At 39.7% G+C, this 19021-nt stretch carries 15 protein-coding genes and 1 pseudogene; 5 read left to right on the top strand and 11 right to left on the bottom strand.

The genetic code is table 11. The features are described from left to right. Window positions 1-167 precede the first annotated feature (167 nt). Window positions 168-1490, bottom strand: a complete 1323-nt coding sequence (locus RMZ42_RS09305) for a D-alanyl-D-alanine carboxypeptidase (protein ID WP_322671151.1) — start codon at window positions 1488-1490, stop codon at window positions 168-170. Between the two features lie 444 nt (window positions 1491-1934). Then, window positions 1935-3005 carry an LOG family protein gene (locus RMZ42_RS09300; protein WP_322671150.1) on the bottom strand — a complete coding sequence of 357 codons (1071 nt, stop codon included), beginning with the start codon at window positions 3003-3005 and terminating at the stop codon, window positions 1935-1937. Window positions 3006-3770: 765 nt separating this feature from the next. On the opposite strand from RMZ42_RS09300, the gene RMZ42_RS09295 reads away from it, so the two are divergent. The 4 genes from RMZ42_RS09295 (at window position 3771) to RMZ42_RS09280 (ending at window position 9281) form a co-directional block, all read left to right on the top strand. After that, window positions 3771-4586, top strand: a complete 816-nt coding sequence (locus RMZ42_RS09295; RefSeq protein WP_322671149.1) for a GNAT family N-acetyltransferase — start codon at window positions 3771-3773, stop codon at window positions 4584-4586. Window positions 4587-4863: 277 nt separating this feature from the next. Next, window positions 4864-6516, top strand: a complete 1653-nt coding sequence (locus RMZ42_RS09290) for a glycosyltransferase family 39 protein (protein WP_322671148.1) — start codon at window positions 4864-4866, stop codon at window positions 6514-6516. Window positions 6517-6620: 104 nt separating this feature from the next. After that, window positions 6621-8213, top strand: a complete 1593-nt coding sequence (locus RMZ42_RS09285; protein ID WP_322671147.1) for a glycosyltransferase family 39 protein — start codon at window positions 6621-6623, stop codon at window positions 8211-8213. Window positions 8214-8561: 348 nt separating this feature from the next. Beyond that, entirely contained in the window at window positions 8562-9281 is a 720-nt protein-coding gene (locus RMZ42_RS09280) for a DUF4079 domain-containing protein (RefSeq protein WP_322671146.1), read from the top strand. 132 nt (window positions 9282-9413) lie between these two features. Here RMZ42_RS09280 and RMZ42_RS09275 read toward each other — a convergent pair whose 3' ends face one another. From RMZ42_RS09275 to RMZ42_RS09270, 3 genes and pseudogenes are all read right to left on the bottom strand, one after another. After that, window positions 9414-10592, bottom strand: coding sequence for a hybrid sensor histidine kinase/response regulator (locus RMZ42_RS09275; protein ID WP_322671145.1), 1179 nt, complete (start codon window positions 10590-10592; stop codon window positions 9414-9416). Between the two features lie 122 nt (window positions 10593-10714). Then, window positions 10715-10903 (bottom strand): annotated as a pseudogene (locus RMZ42_RS34680) (ATP-binding protein); the annotation flags it as partial. Window positions 10904-11189: 286 nt separating this feature from the next. Beyond that, window positions 11190-11384: a hypothetical protein gene (locus RMZ42_RS09270; protein WP_322671144.1), complete on the bottom strand. Its 195-nt coding sequence runs from the start codon at window positions 11382-11384 to the stop codon at window positions 11190-11192. Between the two features lie 329 nt (window positions 11385-11713). Between RMZ42_RS09270 and RMZ42_RS09265 the strand changes: the two genes are divergently transcribed. Next, window positions 11714-12211, top strand: a complete 498-nt coding sequence (locus RMZ42_RS09265; protein WP_322671143.1) for a GNAT family N-acetyltransferase — start codon at window positions 11714-11716, stop codon at window positions 12209-12211. An 88-nt stretch (window positions 12212-12299) separates the two neighbouring features. Here RMZ42_RS09265 and RMZ42_RS09260 read toward each other — a convergent pair whose 3' ends face one another. From RMZ42_RS09260 to RMZ42_RS09235, 6 genes are all read right to left on the bottom strand, one after another. Continuing rightward, window positions 12300-12917, bottom strand: coding sequence for a class I SAM-dependent methyltransferase (locus RMZ42_RS09260; protein WP_322671142.1), 618 nt, complete (start codon window positions 12915-12917; stop codon window positions 12300-12302). A gap of 156 nt (window positions 12918-13073) precedes the next feature. Continuing rightward, on the bottom strand, window positions 13074-15545 hold the full coding sequence (locus RMZ42_RS09255; RefSeq protein ID WP_322671141.1) for an EAL domain-containing protein: 2472 nt from the start codon (window positions 15543-15545) through the stop codon (window positions 13074-13076). A gap of 21 nt (window positions 15546-15566) precedes the next feature. Beyond that, complete coding sequence (locus tag RMZ42_RS09250; RefSeq protein ID WP_322671140.1) at window positions 15567-16604, bottom strand: sensor histidine kinase; 1038 nt, start codon at window positions 16602-16604, stop codon at window positions 15567-15569. Between the two features lie 91 nt (window positions 16605-16695). After that, window positions 16696-17124, bottom strand: coding sequence for a response regulator (locus RMZ42_RS09245; RefSeq protein ID WP_292861307.1), 429 nt, complete (start codon window positions 17122-17124; stop codon window positions 16696-16698). A gap of 15 nt (window positions 17125-17139) precedes the next feature. Then, window positions 17140-18633, bottom strand: a complete 1494-nt coding sequence (locus RMZ42_RS09240; protein WP_322671139.1) for a sensor histidine kinase — start codon at window positions 18631-18633, stop codon at window positions 17140-17142. Between the two features lie 93 nt (window positions 18634-18726). Then, a complete protein-coding gene (locus RMZ42_RS09235) occupies window positions 18727-18879 on the bottom strand; it encodes a hypothetical protein (RefSeq protein WP_322671138.1) in 153 nt (50 codons plus the stop codon). Between the last annotated feature and the right edge of the window lie 142 nt (window positions 18880-19021).

The raw sequence follows: 19021 nt of genomic DNA, 5'->3' as shown, positions 1-19021 counted from the left end.
GGTTAGGGCATTTTGCGAACTACCTGTAATCAACTTAATAGAAAATTTAACCCAAAAGCTATTATGGACATTACCCTTTCAAGTTCGGTTTTTACCCATCAATAAAACTTTTGGATTGCGAATAACATTAGTCCCCTCTCTGTTCTAACTGTAGATTATGGAAGTCCCTAACTTTTGTATAAAATTTCATTCCGATTAACTGCACCTAGCTGGGGTAAAGAGTTAATGGCTGAGTGGGGAGTGAGGTTAACAGGAACGGTTGGAGGTAATTGTAATTGTTTAACAACACTTTGCAAGAGTTGGTCTTGTCCAGTCCGCAAACCCCAGACATTTGTCCCACGGTTGATAATCGCAAACCAAACCAAACCGCGATCGCGTGTGGGCATTACTCCCGCTAAAGCGCTCACATCCCGGAGAGTACCAGTTTTGATCACAGTCGCTAGGGGAATGTGTCTAGTGTGTAGTGTCCCCCGGTGGTCGAATCCAGACATCGGGAATAAGTCAGCTAGATTCAGTTGATGGGCAGATGCTTCAGCTTGAATAGCCATAAACATGGCACACACAGCCCTGGGGGAAATGCGATTTTCCGGCCCCAATCCAGAACCATTGATTAACTGGATTTCCGCTTGTGGCACTCTCGCTAGATTAGCAGCAGTTGATTGGACTACAGGCGCTCCCCCTACTGAGTCTGCCAGCATCTCTGCCATATCGTTGTTACTATAAACGTTCATTTCCTTGAGCAGTTGCTTCAAGGGCAATGAGCGATGACGCAGTAACAAAGTTTGTTGAGGGTTTGGTTGCGCCTCAACTTTCACTGCACCCGCAATCACAACTTGAGGCTTGGGTGTTCCCTTGGGCATGATTGAGTGTGTATAAATTGCAGGGCGACCCCAAGTGGCACGATTTAGCGTTTGCTTGAGCATCAGACCGGCTAGCATTGGCTGACGTTGAAAATTCATGGCAAAACTGCCAGTAATAATCAAATTTCCTTTTACTTGCTTGATGCCCATTTGATTGAGAGTATTACCAAGAGCGATCGCTTCTTCCCAAACAAACAAAGGATCGCCACGGCCTGTAACCACCAAATCGCCCTGCACAACTCCATTTACCACTGGGCCAGTGACACTCACCAAAGTATCAAATTGGTAATCTGGCCCCCAAGTTTTCAAAGCAACTAGTGAAGTGGCAATTTTGGTTAAAGAAGCAGCCGGCAGAGGTGTCGTACCTTGGTGATTTGCCATCAGCATTGGTCCCGACTGCATCCAAATTCCCTGACTCTCAGCCAGATTTTGCGCCACCACTTTTGATGTGATGAGCTTTTTCAAATATTCCTGCACTGTAGTCGCCCCAGTTGGATTTGGATCGGGGGCAAGAACAAAGCCAGGGCTACTTTGCCAAGTTAGTGCATCTAAGGCATCTAGAGGTTTGATTTGTACTCCAGCCATTTCCAGCCAAAGCGACACCAAACCTGAACCCAATAATTCCAGCATTTTTTATTCCTCTGTTAGGATCTCAAGCGTTGTTTACTGTGCTAATATACAAGCTTTTTTACAAAAATCAGTATTGAGTCATAATAACTGGTGTTTTTCTCATCTGTAAGTAGGGTGAATAATATTGTTTTCGCGCTAAAGACACGATAAATCGCCGCCTCTATAATAATCAGCCTTTTGTCTTGACAGCGATTCATCGCGTCTTTTGCCTTAACCTACGCGCAGGGTGTCGCAGCCTGATAATAAAAGGCTTTATGCTGTGCGATCGCTCTTGGTAATTCCATAACCTTGAAACAAGGAAAGGGAAAGTATTCAAAATTCTCTCCCTTTTTTCCCTTAATACACTAATCAGCATTCAAGTTGCATAATCAGGGCGGACATCTTATCCGCCCTACAAGATAGTGAGAAAATTTTAATATGCAAATTAGATGTGTTTTAGCTTACCTACTTTCTTTCTGGATGCGCTGCATCCTCTGGTGAAGGAGTACCCATCCGGTTAATTGTGGCAATCATCTGATACAAACGTCCCAAATCGCGTTGATTGAAGTATAAAATGAGGCGAGGTAATCCAACAGTTTCATCTTGTGCTTCTTGAGGTAATGCCTGACTTTTTTCAATTCTTCCTTGAATAATAATGTCGCTGAAATCAGCATTAAGTTGTTCTAAAAGAGCGTCTGATATATCTGTCTTCAGGCGGATGACTAGCTTATTGCTTACATAGCGGCTGGAATGATAAACCTGGTAAAAACGGGTGATAGCATCACAAGCCACATCCAGGTTGTCTGTCACTGTATAAAGGTTGGGGTCTTCAGGATTGACAAGACCGTTTTGCACTAATTGCTTATCAATATATTCGCTCCAAGAGCGCCAGTAATCACCACCAGGGCGATCGATTAAAACTAAAGGTACTGGCCCAAATTTACCAGTTTGGCTTAATGTCATACATTCAAAGGCTTCATCTTGAGTGCCAAAGCCTCCCGGAAACAAGGCTACAGCATCACTTTCTTTGAGGAGAAACAGCTTGCGGGTAAAGAAATATTTGAAGTTAATTAGCTTGGGATCGCCCTCTATAAAAGGGTTTGCTTGTTGTTCAAAGGGTAACTGAATGTTTAATCCAAAGGAATTTTCTCGTCCAGCACCTTCATGACCCGCCTGCATGATTCCACCACCACCGCCAGTCATCACCATAAATCCTAATTGAGAAACAGCGCGAGCAAACTCAAGGGCCATTTGGTATTCTGGCCTATCTGGCGCTAGACGAGCAGAACCAAAGATGGTGACTTTGCGAACGTGTCGGTAATCATAGAAAAGCTGGAAACCGCGCTCCATATCTGCTAATGCAGCGGATAATATTTTCCAATCGAGACGCTCAATTTCAGTATCAGCTAGACGAACAATAGTAGTAAGTGCTTGCTGAATAAATTGCCGATTTTTTAATGTCGGTAAACGAACGATCAATTCAGCGATATCCGCCTGTAAAGACTCTAATATGTCAAACGACGCAGATGAGGTCATGAGAACTGCTGCAACAATGGCACTATATTTTACGTGAACTACTCACACTCTAGCAAGCGAGAATAGCCTTCTGATGTGCAATTAGCAAATTTATAACTGGTTTTGAAGCTAGGAAATTCTAAAAATCTTTTTGATAAGGCTTGTTGCAATACTTCAACTGTTGGACACCATAACAAGTTCTCTTAGTAGATAGATTGACATAATTTCCCTACTAAGGATAATTGTCATCACAATACATAGCAGATTTCAAGGAAGGTGAGGTACACAACGATTTGTCTGACCCAGGTATAAAGCTTGTTTTACTCCTGAATTCTGTATTCTGCGGTATATCGGAGTTTGTGTAAAATGATATAACTTACATCTATAGCGTATATCAAAAGAAAATTTTGTATCTTATTGCCAGATTTTTTAGGAATTAATGTCCATAATAAAAGCACTCTAACCCTAATCTAAGAAAGTAAAAAAGCTCTTTAAATCGCAATACCGTTCAGTTCAACCTAAAATCCTTGGTAGAGACACGAAATGGGACTAGGCTTCTCTACAAGACGCTGCGCGATCGCCCCACTATGCTAATGTCCCGCTGGCTAACGTGTCTTTACAGGTCAAAATCAGTACCCAAAATCCTTAACCCAAGCTTATTTCTCTAAAGGATGTTTGATCGCAAACTATATCAATTACGCTTAGACACATTAATTCATAATGTGAGTTATTTATATAGTGCCTAAATCTTATAGAATATTTTCGCAAATCTAAGTAGGAAGATAGATGGAAGTTTCTGGACGCATCAATTACCCACTGAATCCTCCTCCCCCTCTTGAAGATTTTCCCGTCCTTCAAACTGAAAAATATACCCTACGGCTGGCTTCAACTGAAGAAGAATTAGAATCAATTTTTCGGTTGCGCTTTGAAGTTTTTAATCTTGAACTAGGCTTGGGGTTTTCTGCTTCTAATTTTACCCAGATGGATATAGATAAGTTTGATGCGGTTTGCCATCATTTAATCCTAATCTCCAAACATACGGGTAAAACGATTGGAACTTATCGGATGCAGACCTATATAATGGCTTCTCAAAGACTAGGCTTTGATGCTACCGATATATTTAATCTTAATGGAATTCCCAATTCTGTGCTTCAGGTATCAGTGGAAGTTGGGCGTGTATGTATAGCTAAAGAATATCGCAATAGTCAGGCACTTTTACTACTCTGGGAAGGGCTGGCAAATTATCTCATCTGGAGTAAAAACCAATATTTTTTTGGCTGTGCATCATTACTAACACAATGTCCTGGGCAAGCTACTTGCGCTTATGATTATTTTCGGCAGAATAACTTGATGCATCCAAGTATTTTGGTTTACCCAAATTCACAATTTTGTTTAGAACTGACTCAAAATTATCCAGGTTCATCTAATATTGAAATTCCTAAAATTTTGCAGGCTTACTTGAATATTGGAGCTAAAATATGCAGCCTTCCTGCTATTGACCGACACTTTAAAACTATTGATTTTTTAACTATATCTAATATTGCAGACTTTGGCAGATGGCGTTATCCAAACCCTCTCAAAAAACCCTTACCACAAATATAGCTAGATTTAGTGTATTTTATACTTTATTGACATCTCGGTTTCAAAACAAAATCCAGTTTTGCAGGATTTGATACAACCTTGCCCATTTCTTTTTGTAGTTAATAAAGAAGAGGTGTTGATTGCCAATCTTTCCAATCAAATTAAAGTCCAGTTGGCGATGTTTAACAAATAGGCTTTGCTTGAAGTCTTCGCTATGTCTACGATGGGCGTAGCTGCGACACCTCATCCAGTCCACTTAATTTAGATAATTTGAGAAAACTTTTTAGGAAACCCACTTATGCGCCATCTCAAATTTGCTCCGAGTTGGTTGCGATTTTTAACTATCTTCTTATTGACGATGGGTATATTATTTCGCTTTTCTAATCTTGATGGTAAAGTTTTTTGGCACGATGAAATTTATGCCTCATTGCGAATTTCTGGTTACACAATTAATGAAGCTAAACAGCAACTCTTTAATAATCGTGTGATTGGTAAAGAAAGTTTTGCTCAGTTTCAAGGTGCAAATCCAGAAAAAAGCTTAAATGACACAATTATGTCTTTAGCAAAACAAGATCCTCAACATCCGCCATTGTATTACATAATAGCTAGATTGTGGATGGAAATCTTTGGTAATTCGGTGACGGCTATTAGAAGTTTATCAGCCTGCATTAGTTTGCTGGTGTTCCCTTGTGTTTATTGGCTATGTCGAGAATTATTTAATGTGCCATTATCGGTTCCTGGTGTTGCGATCGCACTCATGGCTATCTCTCCAATTCATCTAGTATACGCCCAAGAAGCACAAGAATATATTCTTTGGTTAGTCACCATTTTACTATCTAGTGCGTCTCTGCTGCGAGCCATAAGGCTAGAAGATGAGCTAGCAGAAGAACGACAAAAACCAGATTTATTCGCTATTTGGAGCCTTTATGCAGTTACTTTAGCGATTAGTCTTTATACATTTCTTTGGAGTGCATTTGTAGCAGTTGCTCACGGAATTTATATAATTACCGCTGCCAAATTTCAGTTTAATGAAACTGTTAGAACTTATCTGATAGCATCACTGGTAGCTTTTTTAGCTTTCATGCCTTGGATAACAGTTGTGATTGGTGAATTTTTTCAATTTTTGATTTCAGCAGATAAAACAACGATACAGTCAGAATTGATACCTATATTTCCATTTTTGCTAATGCAGTTAAGCCGGATTTTTTTTGATATAGACCTTAGTTCCGAAAATTCTCTAGGCTATGTAATTGCACTAGCTTTTTTAACTTTAGTAGCATATTCAATTTATTTTATTTGTCGAGCAACTAACTATAAAGTCTGGTCTTTTATCATCACATTAATTGTAGTACCAGCATTACCCCTAATACTGCCAAATTTAATTGCTGGGAGTATACGAGCGTCTATCGAACCATATTTAATACCATCTTATTTAGGAATCCAAATAGCTGTTGCTTATCTATTAGCTACACAATTATATAATGAGAGCGGGGCACGTCGGAGCTTTTGGTACATAATCATGACATTAGTGATTATTTGTGGTTTAATTTCTTCTAAGGTAAGTTTTCAGGCAGAAACTTGGTGGAATAAGGGTATAAATTATAGCAGTCCACAAGTTGCCCAAATCATCAATCAGAGTAATCGTCCACTTTTGATCGCTGATGCTTTGGGTAATAATTATGGTAATATCTTTTCTTTAAGCTATCTTTTGGAACCAAAAGTACGATTTCTGTTGGTAAATCAAAAAATTCCTAAAATTCCTGATGGGTTTACTGATGTGTTTTTACTTAATCCTTCAGACACTTGGGGCAAAACAATAGAAAAAAAGTATAAATTAAAGACAGATATTGTTTATAGCGATCGCTATTATTCGATTTGGAAATTGGCTAAAGCTCGTAATGTGCGCCGACGTAATATCTCATCTAATAATAAATTATCTGCTAATTTATAGCGTGCTATAGCTGTTACCAGATGCTTTAATGACAGCGATTAAACATGATGTAGTTGTTTCATTAAGATACATAATTTTTGTAAAATTTATTGTGAAATTTAGTTATGCGGCATCTCCAACTTGCTCCAAATAGATTGCGATTTCTCATTGTAGTTTTGTTAATGGTGGGTATATTTTTTCGTTTTTTTAACCTTGACCGCAAAGTTTACTGGCACGATGAGACTTTCACTTCATTACGAATTTCTGGTTATACGTCAAATGAAGTTAAGCAGCAAATATTTAATGGTCGCATAATTAATAAGGAAAGTTTTGCCAAATTCCAAAGTCCCAATATGGAGAAAGGCTTACGTGACACAATTATATCTTTGGAAGTAGACGATCCACAGCATCCACCACTGTATTATATACTCGCTCGGCTTTGGGTAGGAATCTTTGGTAATTCGGTGACAGCAATCAGAAGTTTATCTGCGTTTATCAGCTTGTTGATTTTTCCGAGTATTTATTGGCTATGTCGAGAATTATTTAAAGCATCGGTATGGGTATCTGAGGTTGCGATCGCACTCATGGCAATCTCCCCTATTCACTTAGTATACGCCCAAGAAGCACGAGAATATATTCTCTGGATAGTGACTATATTGCTATGTAACGCTTCATTACTACGAGCATTACGATTGGAATCACAACATGGAGTACTACGTATACTAAATTGGGGAATATATGCAGTCACTTTGGTACTTAGTCTCTATACATTTTTGTTCAGTGGATTTGTTGTAGTCGCTCATGGAATTTATGTAATTGCCACTGCAAAATTTAGGTTTACTAGAACAGTAAAAGCTTATCTATTAGCATCTTTTGCAGGGTTTTTAGCTTTTACACCTTGGATACAGGTTGTGATAGTTAACTTGTTGCAATTAAAAAGTTCAACAGCTTGGACAAAAAGACATTTACCCTTAGATGCTTTGATTAAATCTTGGCTTTTACAGTTAAATAGGATTTTTCTGGATTTAGATTTAGGCTTTGAAAATCCCTTTACCTATGTAATTACGCCATTTTTTTTAGTTCTTGTTGGATATTCTATTTATTTTATTTATCGAAAAACTAACTATAAAATTTGGTTGTTTATTGTCACGCTAATTCTGATTCCTGCATTACCTTTAATGCTACCAGACTTACTTTTTGGGGGTATACGCTCACTTGCAGAACGTTATTTATTGGTTTCTTATTTAGGAATTCAATTAGCTGTTACTTATTTACTAGCTATGCAGCTATATAATAAGAGTATTGTACGCCGAAGAATCTGGCAAACAATCATGGGACTAGTGATTATTTGTGGACTAGTTTCTTATGGAGTGAGTTCTCAGGCCGAAACTTGGTGGAGTAAGGTTATTAGCTATGGTAATCCACAAGTTGCAAAAATTATAAATCAGGCAACTCATCCACTTTTAATTAGCAATGATTCTGGTATTAATTATGGAAATGTCTTTTCTCTCAGCTATCTTTTACAGCCAAAAGTGCAGTTTCAATTAGTAAGAAACCTTTCTATCCCTAATATTCCTGATGAGTTCACTGATATTTTTTTACTAAATCCTTCGGATACCTGGCGTAAGCAAATAGAAACAAATTATAATTATAAAACTTTTGTAGTATACCGTGACAAAAATTACTTGCTTTGGAAAATAGAAAATCCACGTAGGTAGCAATGTATTTTTTGAAAAAATTAGGACTTAACCAAAACTAGACACTGTAGTTATGGGCAATTCATATAAATGAGTTCGCGTCAGATAGAGAAGGAACTTAATTGTTTTTCAATTATTATTTGTATAATTTTATATTAAAAAATATTTTTATATATTCAAAATTATATGGAGATATTTGCTAAAGTCATTATCTTTTATAAGATATTTAAATAGGTTCTTGATTAAAATCAGCTAAAAACAACAAAAATAAATATTAAACAAATTCTCATCTGAAATTAATTTAAGTAATGGTACGATGCTTTAAATTATCCTTTGTGATGAATTCAATGATTCATTGAAAGGTGTTCTATGCAAATAACAGATTTTCTTAGTCTTTTACATCCTGCGATCGCAATTATATTCGTCTTTCCACTTATTGGTACAGTAGTTAATTTTGCTTGGCAAACACGCCAACGCAGATTGCAAATTTTAGCAGGTAGTAAGAGTAAAATTCCTCCAGTGGTGGGTGCAGAACATAAGCAGTTAGGTGAAAGGCTCACAAGTGCAGTTGTTGGATTAACTTTAATCGGATTAAGCTACCCTATTGGTAAAAATATTATCAAAAATCAATTGTGGAATCAAACACCTTTCCAAGTTATTTTTATACTGCTAATATTTGCTGTCACCATCGCCTCATTAGTATTTCTTTATCGGGCAAAACAGCGGGTGTGGCGGGCAGTTTTTGCAACTTTGACTGGTGCAGGTTTAGTAATTATCGGCTGTCAAGATGGAGTCTATCGCCGCACCAATGAGTGGTATTGGTCACATTATTATATTGGCATTACCGCAGCACTGCTAATGATTTTCTCATTAGCAATTGTTCAAGATATTTATCAAGATAAGTCCAATCGCTGGCGTCTTGTCCATACGATTTTAAATTGCATTGCTTTGTTGCTATTTATTGGACAAGGTATGACAGGAACGCGAGACTTGTTAGAAATTCCTCTGAATTGGCAAGAACCTTATATTTATCAGTGTGATTTTGTTAATAAAACTTGTCCAACACCAAATTCCCAAGCACCAAAATAAGCAGGGGAGCAGGGGAGACAAGGGGACAAGGGGACGGAATTATTGAACAAGCCTCTTCCTTATCTACCTTGTCTCTTCTCCATACCCAATGCCCAATGCCCAATGCCCAATTATAATAATTTATTTGTCTAATCATTGTAGTGGTAAAGTGACAATTACTGTTGTACCAACACCCTGCTCACTTTCTAATTGAATATGACCACCATGTAACTCCACACATTTTTTAACTATAGTGAGTCCCAATCCTGTTCCTTGAATTACACCCACATTGCTGGCGCGATAGAAGGTTTGAAATAGATGAGTTTGATCTTTGAGAGGAATTCCCATTCCCCGATCTTTGATTTGAAAAATTGCGAGGCGATCTTTGCAAATCAAATCAAACCAAATAGTATCACTTTCAGGAGAATATTTAATGGCATTGGAAATCAAATTAGTTAAGGTACAATTTAGTAGGTCTTCATCAATTTGGGCTTGGGTCGATTCACCTTGACAAGTAAAGATAATGCTGTGCTTACTACCTGCATTGAGTTGAAGAATATCTGTGAGTTCGCTACAGAAATTTTCTAAATTTAACAGCGTAGGCTTGTATTCAAGTTTAGCTGCTTCCGTTTTACTCAAGAATAATATCTCATCTAAAAGATTAAGCATCTGGTTGATAGCATTTTGTATTCGATCGAAATATTTAGTTCTGCGGATATCAGTTAGTTTATTGTTGTTGTATTGAAGGATATCTACAGCCGTCTGAATCGTAGTCATAGGGGTGCGGAACTCGTGAGAAACCATTGCTACAAAGTTTGACTTTAACTCGTTGAGTTCCTGTTCTTTTGCCAGCGCTTGACGGGTGCGTTCTTCACTCTCGCGTAGTTGGTTGAGAATTTCGCTTCTTTCAATGGCATAGCGAATGGCACGCACTAACCATTGTATAGTGATTTTATCTTTAACTAAATAGTCTTGCGCTCCTTCTGCTAATGCTTGCAGTGCTAAATCTTGATCGTCAACACCTGTTAATACCACAACTGGGATATCAGGTACTGCTGCCATAAATTCTTTCAACGTGTCCAGTCCAATAGAGTCTGGAAGGCCGAGGTCTAACAAAACTAAGTCGAATCTGCGTTGCTTTCGACTCTCTATCTGAGAATTATCAAGGTTAGACGTAGAATTTTCCCTGCTAGCTTCTATCGCCTCAGATAACCGTTCAACATGTAACATCTGCCATTGTTCTTGATCTGAATTTAAAAATATCCGGCGTAGCAGATGAGCATCACTTGCACTATCTTCTACTAATAGAATGTGAATTGTGAGCTTTTCCATAGTACAGGGTTATATCAATTTGTTAGATAATCACCTGATTTCCTATTTTTTAGATAGGGCTAGAATTCATGCGCTTGTTAAAAGGTTAATAAGCGGTTATTAGATACCTATTTAAAGATACCTTAATTTGCGTTGAGGGTAAAATAAAATACTGTTCCTACGTCCGGCCCGGTTTCGACTCAGCCCAGATGCGTGCGATCGCCATACCGCTCAACGATTTTTTTGTAGATAGCTAGACCAATGCCAGTACCAGAAAATTCTCGACGAGTATGAAGACGGCGGAAAACCTCAAAAATTCGCTCAAGATATTGAGATCATTATCCTGAGCGATCGCTATATGTAAATTACTTAGAGCTAGACTGAGGGCAGTATCACAGTCAACGAGAACAAATTCCTGACCGCGAGTACCCACACGATAATAAACATACCTGCGGTAAGCTACGCTAACGCACCAACGTAGAGAGAGACAATGCAATTTTTGACACAAAAACAAGTGGAGATGTAGTGTAACACCACATTTCCACTCTAAATTTAGTGTATTAGGGTTACAACAAAAGACCCCACGAGCTGATTAAAACTTGGGAAAGTTCAAATTAATTAACGTGACTCAGTTCCTTGATTGGGGCTACCTGCTACACCATCGTTTTCTGGAGCTTCTGGAGTAGCAGTGGATTTAGCATCACTCTTTTGTGCATCACCAGTTTTGCGGATACTTTCCTCGGTAGGGGTTTCGCCGTCAGCAGAAGCAGTAGACGCAGGTTGTTCATTATTAGATTTTTGTTGTTCAGCCATGATTACATCCCTTATTATTTATCTTTGAGATTATCTTAAAAAATTAGGAGTATGAATGCATCTATCCAGATATAGTTATGGCTGATTTTTACCTCTATCGGAAGTATTGTTTAGTATTACTCATGTATGCTGAAAAAATCCAGAAATGTAGAGTTATTTAACCTTACAACCCTTCTTATGGCTAAGGTAGAACCTGGAACGGGTTTTATGTCTAAGATGTTTTTGAAATTGCTTTATTGATAGTTGCCAGGAAATAGCAAGCGATCTGAGTCTGGCTAGGCGAATAATATGGTGTGATGATGGTGATACAAACTATTAAAGTCTAATTAATGAACCAGAACAATCTATCGTTACCATCTGGATCTATCCTTCGCAAGGCAACCTCTGGGGATCAGTGGTCGATTCGATTGCTGGTATTTTCAGCCAAACTCGATCCAACCCAATTAAATTGGCAGCAATTTTGGGTAGTTGAATACAATGAGAATCTGATAGCTTGCGGACAGCTGCGTAACTTTTCAGGGGCACAAGAACTTGGTAGCTTGGTCGTTGCATCAGCTTGGAGAGGTCGCGGTTTAGGTAGTTTGCTAACGCAGCATTTGATTAATACAGCAGTGCAACCACTTTATCTGGAATGCTTAGGTCAACGGCTGGTGCAGTTTTACAGTCGCTTTGACTTTGTGCCAATATCTTTTGAAGACTTGCCACAATTTCCCAAGACAATAGGCTTATCTACGCTCAAGGAGAAATTTAGATTCTCGCAGTTAGCTAAAAGGCTGCTCAAAGTTCCTGTGGTATTTATGGAATATCGAGGTCAGACTAATTCGTAATTCGTAATTCGTAATTCGTAATTTAAGAGATGCAGAACAAGGCTTGATACAAGATGTTTCTAGTCCTTTACTCTCCCCATTTCCTATTTCAACTTAGAGGTTTAGCAAAAATCGTTAGTAAGACAGGCCCTAGTAAATAATGGTGATTCAAACACAATAGCCCAGCAGAGGAGCCAAGAAGTTGACGTTGATTAGGGCTGTAGAGTCTAATTCCACGGGGAGAGATTGGCAATAATTGAGGTTCTGTCTCTTTTTTGGAAGTAATGTCAACCAAATAAAAGCGTCCACCGGGAGAAAGTACCCGTGCTATCTCACTAATCACCTGTTTTGGTTCCAAATAGTGCAAGAAGCTGATAGTACTGAAAACGGCATCAAATTGACCATCAGCAAAGGGAAGAGACTCAGCTTTGCCCTCAATATAAATTAAGCGTGGACGATGGCGGTTGTTCTGTCTTGCTACCCGCAACATATTAGCAGATAAATCCAATCCGGTAGCTTGGAGATTGGGAAACTGAGTAGCAAGGCGCTCAAGCAAGCGTCCAGTACCACAGCCGATATCAAGTACATTTGCTAGCTCTGGTAAATCGACGTACTCCAGCAACCGTTGGTGAATGGCTCGATAAAACACTGAAGGAAAGAACCAATCGTAACTTGGTGCCCATAGGTCAAAAAGTAGCTTTTTATTATTGAAAAAGTCGTCAGTCATTAGTTTTTGCAGCTTGCTTAAAGCTTGATGCTTTTTGAGGGTAAGTTTGGTTGCGCCTCCAAGAATTTGGTTAACAACACAAATTAACTATAGCGGTTCTGAATTAGTTGTAATATCGGGCTTTTGTTGGCTTAGTTACACGAAGCTGAAGACTGGCTAATTTCTAGGTTCAATGCCAGATAAAATTAATGTTTCTACCAACTTGCGATCGAGGGGTTGGGAGAAAAAATATCCCTGTGCATATTTGCATTTCATCACTTGAAGTTGTGCCAGTTGCTCTAGTGTTTCTACGCCCTCTGCTATGACATCTATATTTAGACTCTGTGCTAGAGCGACGATCGCTTGAATAATCTCTAAGTTTTCTCCATTAGCACCAATCTTAGCAATAAAGGAACGATCGATCTTCAAGGCATTACTGGGAAAGCGGTGCAGGTAACTCAAGGATGAATAGCCGATGCCAAAATCATCTAAGTGTAATTGGATATTCATCTCTTGCAGCTGCAATAGCATAAAAGTTGCTAATTGAATATTCTCCATAAGTACGCTTTCGGTAATCTCCAGCTTTAAACTGCCAACTTCTAAACCAGTCTCTTGGATAATTTGGTTAATTTGCTCAATTAGGCTAGGTTGTGAAAACTGCTTAGTGGAAAGATTTACACTGATTGTTAAAGGTGGGTCAGTAGGAAATTGTAGTTGCCAAGCACGCATCTGCCGACAAGCCTCGCCTAGTACCCAATAACCAATAGGGATAATCAGCCCAGTTTCTTCTGCCAGGGGAATAAAGCTGTCTGGAGATATTAATCCGTATTGCGGGTGCTGCCAGCGAACGAGAGCCTCGAAGCCAATAATTTTGTAAGTTTCTAATAAAATAATTGGCTGGTAGTAAACCTGAAACTCCTGGCGTTCAACTGCCCGTCGTAGATCCATCTCTAACTCTAATAGCTTTGTAACTTGGGTGTACATGGTTGAGTCAAATATTTCATGGCGTGCCTTACCCAATGCTTTAGCGCGATACATTGCAATGTCAGCATCGCGCAAGAGTTCCTCCGGTCGGTTGTAACTACCCTTGCTCAGGGCGATGCCAATACTGACGGTGGTAAATACCTCGTACCCACTGAGTTGGAACGCAGATGTCAGAACTTCGTGTATCCGCTCCACTACGCTTGTTACGTCATTGGCATTTTGGAGATCGTCAAGCAAAATTGTAAACTCATCTCCCCCTAGACGGGCAACTGTGTCTCCAGCCCGCAGGCAATTTTCTAATCTACGAGCAAGGGCAGTTAGTAGTTGATCTCCAATTGTATGACCGAGACTATCGTTGACAACTTTGAAGCGATCTAAATCTAGAAAGAGAACAGCGAATCTATAATCTGCACGTCGTTTTGTCAGCATGAGCGCCCGTTCTAGCCGTTCCATAAATAAGGCACGGTTTGGCAGTTTGGTTAGTATATCGTGAAAGGCATCATGAATTAATTGCGCCTCTGCCAGTTTTAGAGCAGTAATGTTGCGAGAAATACTTAAAACAAAATATACTGAACCATCGCTAGCCAATTCAGGCACAAGACGGGTATGGTAATGTCTTGTTTGCTGGGCGATCGCTAAACTGCATTCAAACTCCGTTTCTTGCTTGGTTTGGAAAACTTGCCGAAGCTTGCGATCGCATATCCAGCAAAATTCTTCCGGCAGATTTAACTCTGCGTTTGTTTTGCCGATAAATGTTTCGGCTGATATTCCTGTAATGTTTTCAATAACTGGATTAACGTAAACGTAGCGCAATTGAGGGTTAAATCTGGAAATAATATCGGGTGCATTTTCAATTAGTGCTTTGAATTCTTGCTGGCGACGTGCTAATGCTTCCAGAATTTGGTTGCGCTCGGTGATATCCTGAAAGACCAAAACTGCACCCGTGATATTACCGTTATCATCTTTAATCGCTGCAACACTATCATCAATTGGTATTTCTGTACCGTTTTTAGCGATAAGTATCCTCTGTTCTGGTAGATCGATAGTAACGCCAGACTGAAGGACTTGCGTTACAGGACTTTCAATTATTATACGAGTTTTTTTAGGAGCAATATTGAATACTTCTGCTGCTTCTTTACCAAACGCATCTGAATAATTCCAACCCGTCAGTACCTCCGCAATTGGATTCATAAAAGTCACAGTTCCAGATTCGTCGCTAGTAATCACAGCATCTCCAATACTTTTAAGTACAGTAGTCAGCCATTGTTCATTCTGTTTTAATTTTTTTTCCGTCCGATGTTTAGAAAGAGTAATTTCAATCGTGAATTTTAATTCTTTTTCTTTAAAAGGCTTGAGAATGTAGCCAAACGGCTCTGTTACCTTTGCTCGATTCAATGTTGATTCATCTGCATTAGCAGTCAGATATATGACTGGAATATTAAAAATATTATGAATTATCTGAGCAGCCTCCACACCGTCCATATTTCCTTTGAGGTGAATATCCATTAAAACTAAATCTAAAGAATCGTCTGCTGCTTTCTTAATTGCTTCTTCTCCAGAATCGGCAAGCCCTATAACAGTGTATCCAAATTTCCTGAGCCGATTTTGTATATCCATTGCCACGATGAATTCATCTTCAACAACTAATATATTTACTGGGTTCATGTTTTTATTGAAAATTTAAATTTATAAATTTTTAGTCGGAAATATAATTTTATACTTTACTCCGTTATTGCTGCTAAAATCGATATTGCCTTTTAGCTGATGTGTTAGACCTTTTACTAATCGCAGACCTAATGATTCTGTATTGTGAAAGTCAAAATCTTGGGCAAAACCGACACCATTATCACTGATGGCAAGTATATATAAGTTTACTCCATCAAAGCGAAAGTCAATAGAAATTTCTCCCCCCTCTGTTTGGGGAAAGGCATATTTTAGGGAATTTGAAATAAGTTCATTGATAATTAAGCCGCAAGGAATAGCTGCATCAATGGCTAGAAAAACCTCCTCAACATTCATTTTCAAGGTAATAGCGCTGGAATTAACGTTGTATGAATAAAATAAATTAGTTACTAAATCTTGGACATAGTCGGCAAAATTAATCCTTGCTAAGTCTTGAGATTGATATAGTTTCTCGTGGATCAGAGCCATTGATTCAATCCGGTTCTGGCTATCTTTGAATACCTCAAGAGCTTGATTGTCCTTGAGATACTCTGCTTGCAGGTTGAGCAGACTAGAAATAATCTGCAAGTTATTTTTTACTCGATGATGAATTTCTTTCAATAGCACCTCTTTTTCTTGAAGCGATGCTTTAATCTGCTCCTCTGCTTGTTTACGCTCCCGTCTCACTAGTGCTTCGCGCAACTCGCGGGCAACAGCAGGGGTTAGTCGCGCTAAATTGCCTTTGATGATGTAGTCATGGGCACCAGCCTTCATGGCGGCGACTGCGGTATCTTCACCAATAGTTCCTGAGACGATAATGAATGGCAGGTCAAGTCCACTTTCCTTAACCTGCTTCAATGCAGCAGGGGCGCTAAAGGTGGGCATAGAATAATCGCAGATAACGATATCCCATGTTTGCTCTTTGATCGCAGCTTTCATGGCTGTGGGTGTATCAATCCGTTCAAAGGTTACTTCGTAACCACCACGTTGTAGTTCGCGCAGCAGCAACAAAGCGTCGTCTTCTGAATCCTCAACAAGTAATACGCGCAGTGGTACACTCATGTAATTCGTAATTCGTAATTCGTAATTCGTAATTCGTAATTAAGAAAGTCAGCCTTACGTCTATAACCTGATTTTGGAGGATTGGGAGAAGCTATATTCTTGGTGGTGATTCGTTTAAGACAAACCAGTACAATCCTAGTTGTCGCACTGCTTCACTGAATTGGGAAAAGTCTACTGGTTTGCGAACATAGCTGTTGGCTCCCAAGCTGTAACCATTGATTAAGTCTTGCTCCTCTTTGGAGGAGGTGAGAATGACGACGGGAAGGATTTTTGTCCTGTCATCGGTTCGCAGGTGTCGTAAAACTTCCAGACCATCCATTTTAGGCAGTTTCAAATCCAAGAGGATGATATGGGGCATAACGTTCATGTCGCGATCGGCGTATACACCTTTACCAAAGAGATAATCTAGAGCTTCCACCCCATCCCGTGCTACTACTACCTCGTTCATAATATTGTTTTTCTTGAGTGCCCGTAGGGTGAGCGCTTCATCGTCAGGATTGTCTTCTACAAGTAAAATCATGTTGTATTCCTCTAGTTAAAGGGTGAAGTAAAATGTTGCGCCTTGCTCCACTACGCTTTCTGCCCAGACACGGCCACCATGACGGTGAACAATGCGCTGCACAGTAGCTAATCCGATGCCAGTGCCTTCAAACTCAGTCATGGCGTGTAGGCGCTGAAAAGCACCGAAGAGTTTCTCAACATAGGCCATATCGAAGCCTGTGCCATCATCACGGACAAAATACACGTGGCTGTCATCTTGCTGCAAAAGCCCAAATTCTATCCGTGCTTTTTGATGTTTACCTGTAAACTTCCACGCATTACCCAGTAGGTTTTCTAACACGATCCGTAACAGATGAGCATCACCATTAGCAACCAATCCCGGCGTAATGATAAACTCTACTTGGCGTTCTGGTTGGGTTTTGTGCAACTCTGTAGCGATCGCCTCCACCAATGCGCTCAGATCGACCTTTTCGTAACGCATCTCACTACGCGTTAATCGTGACAGATTCAGTAAATCGTCGATCAGTTGTGCCATTCGCTGGGTAGCTGCACGCACTCGCTGGAGGTAGTTTTGACCTAATGCGTCCAGCTTGTCAGCATAATCTTCTAGGAGTGCTTGACTAAAGCCATCGATGCTCCGCAAGGGGGCCCGCAGGTCATGAGACACAGAATAACTAAATGCTTCCATCTCTTTGTTAGTGGCTTCGAGTTGTGCTGTGCGTTCTGCAACTCGCCCCTCAAGCTGGACGTTCAGACGCAGAATCTCTGACTCCGCCTTTTTGCGCTCATTAATTTCAGTTTGCAATTCTTCGTTAGTGTTTCTCAGTTCGGCAGTCTGTTTGTTAACCTCTATTTCTAACTCATCGCGAGCTTTTTGCAGAGAATTTTCCATCCGCTTGCGTTTGACGAGTTCCTGATTGGTAATCGTGGCTGCCAAACCAACGATAAGAGAAGCGATAATGCTGCCAAAAATAGTTAGCAAAGTTGTTTGATGAGCGCTGGCGTTCGCCTCCATTGACCGCTGTTTCAACAACTGATTCTCTTCGTTCTCCATAGCTGTAGTCAGCATTCGGATGTCCTCCATAATTTGCTGACCCCGATCTGTTTGAACTATTTGCAGCGCAGACTCTAAATTTTTGCTCCTAGCGTCGATCGTCTGTTCAATCAAAACCAGTTTTTTGGTTATCAGGGGTTCAAGGCGATCGAGCCGTTGCTGTTGATTCGGGTTATCCACAGTCAATTGGCGCAGAGTCTTAAGTTTCTGAGCAATCTCGCCAGTTGCACTGCGGTAGGGTTCCAAATACCGTTCTTTGCCTGTGAGAAGATAGCCTCGTTGTCCAGTCTCTGCATCTTTAATCTGTGACATGACTTCTTTTGTCTTTTCAAGCACCTCGCGTGTATGTGTTACCCATTGAGCGTTTTCTCTATACTGAAGCAAACTAAGGTATGAGATGATGCCAACACCAGTCATAATTGCGACTGCTATTACAAAACTGCCTGTATTCTTTTTGTAAATAGCCCATTCCATTTTTTACCTTCCTAGTTGAAAAAATAGCTGCTGGCTAAATTGGTAAAAACGGTGAGCCAGTGCTGTAGAACGGTAACAGTTGCTCTCTACTGGCTATCTTCTTTTGTTTACGTTCGCGAACAGCGTGTCGGAGACAGAGACTGTGCCAATGAGACGAACCGCGATCGCTGCGTTAGCGCCGTTAGGATCGTCACGCGTTCCCGTCTTTGAAAGAGAAGGGTGACTAGCTGTCCAACTACTCGTCATAGTTTTAGTAACTAATACCAAGTTTCTTAACTTTGAGAGCGAATTAGCTTTAATAAAGGATATCCATATTAATTAATGATTGTGACCGTATATTTGCTGAGACATGAGAAGGCAAATAATAACTTTTGTTAACTAATTCAGT

Origin of the sequence: Nostoc sp. DedQUE05 (genome assembly GCF_034530955.1) — a bacterium.
GTDB lineage: Bacteria > Cyanobacteriota > Cyanobacteriia > Cyanobacteriales > Nostocaceae > Nostoc.
Note: the sequence above shows the minus strand (reverse complement) of the source record. Positions and strands in the feature narration are given on the sequence as shown.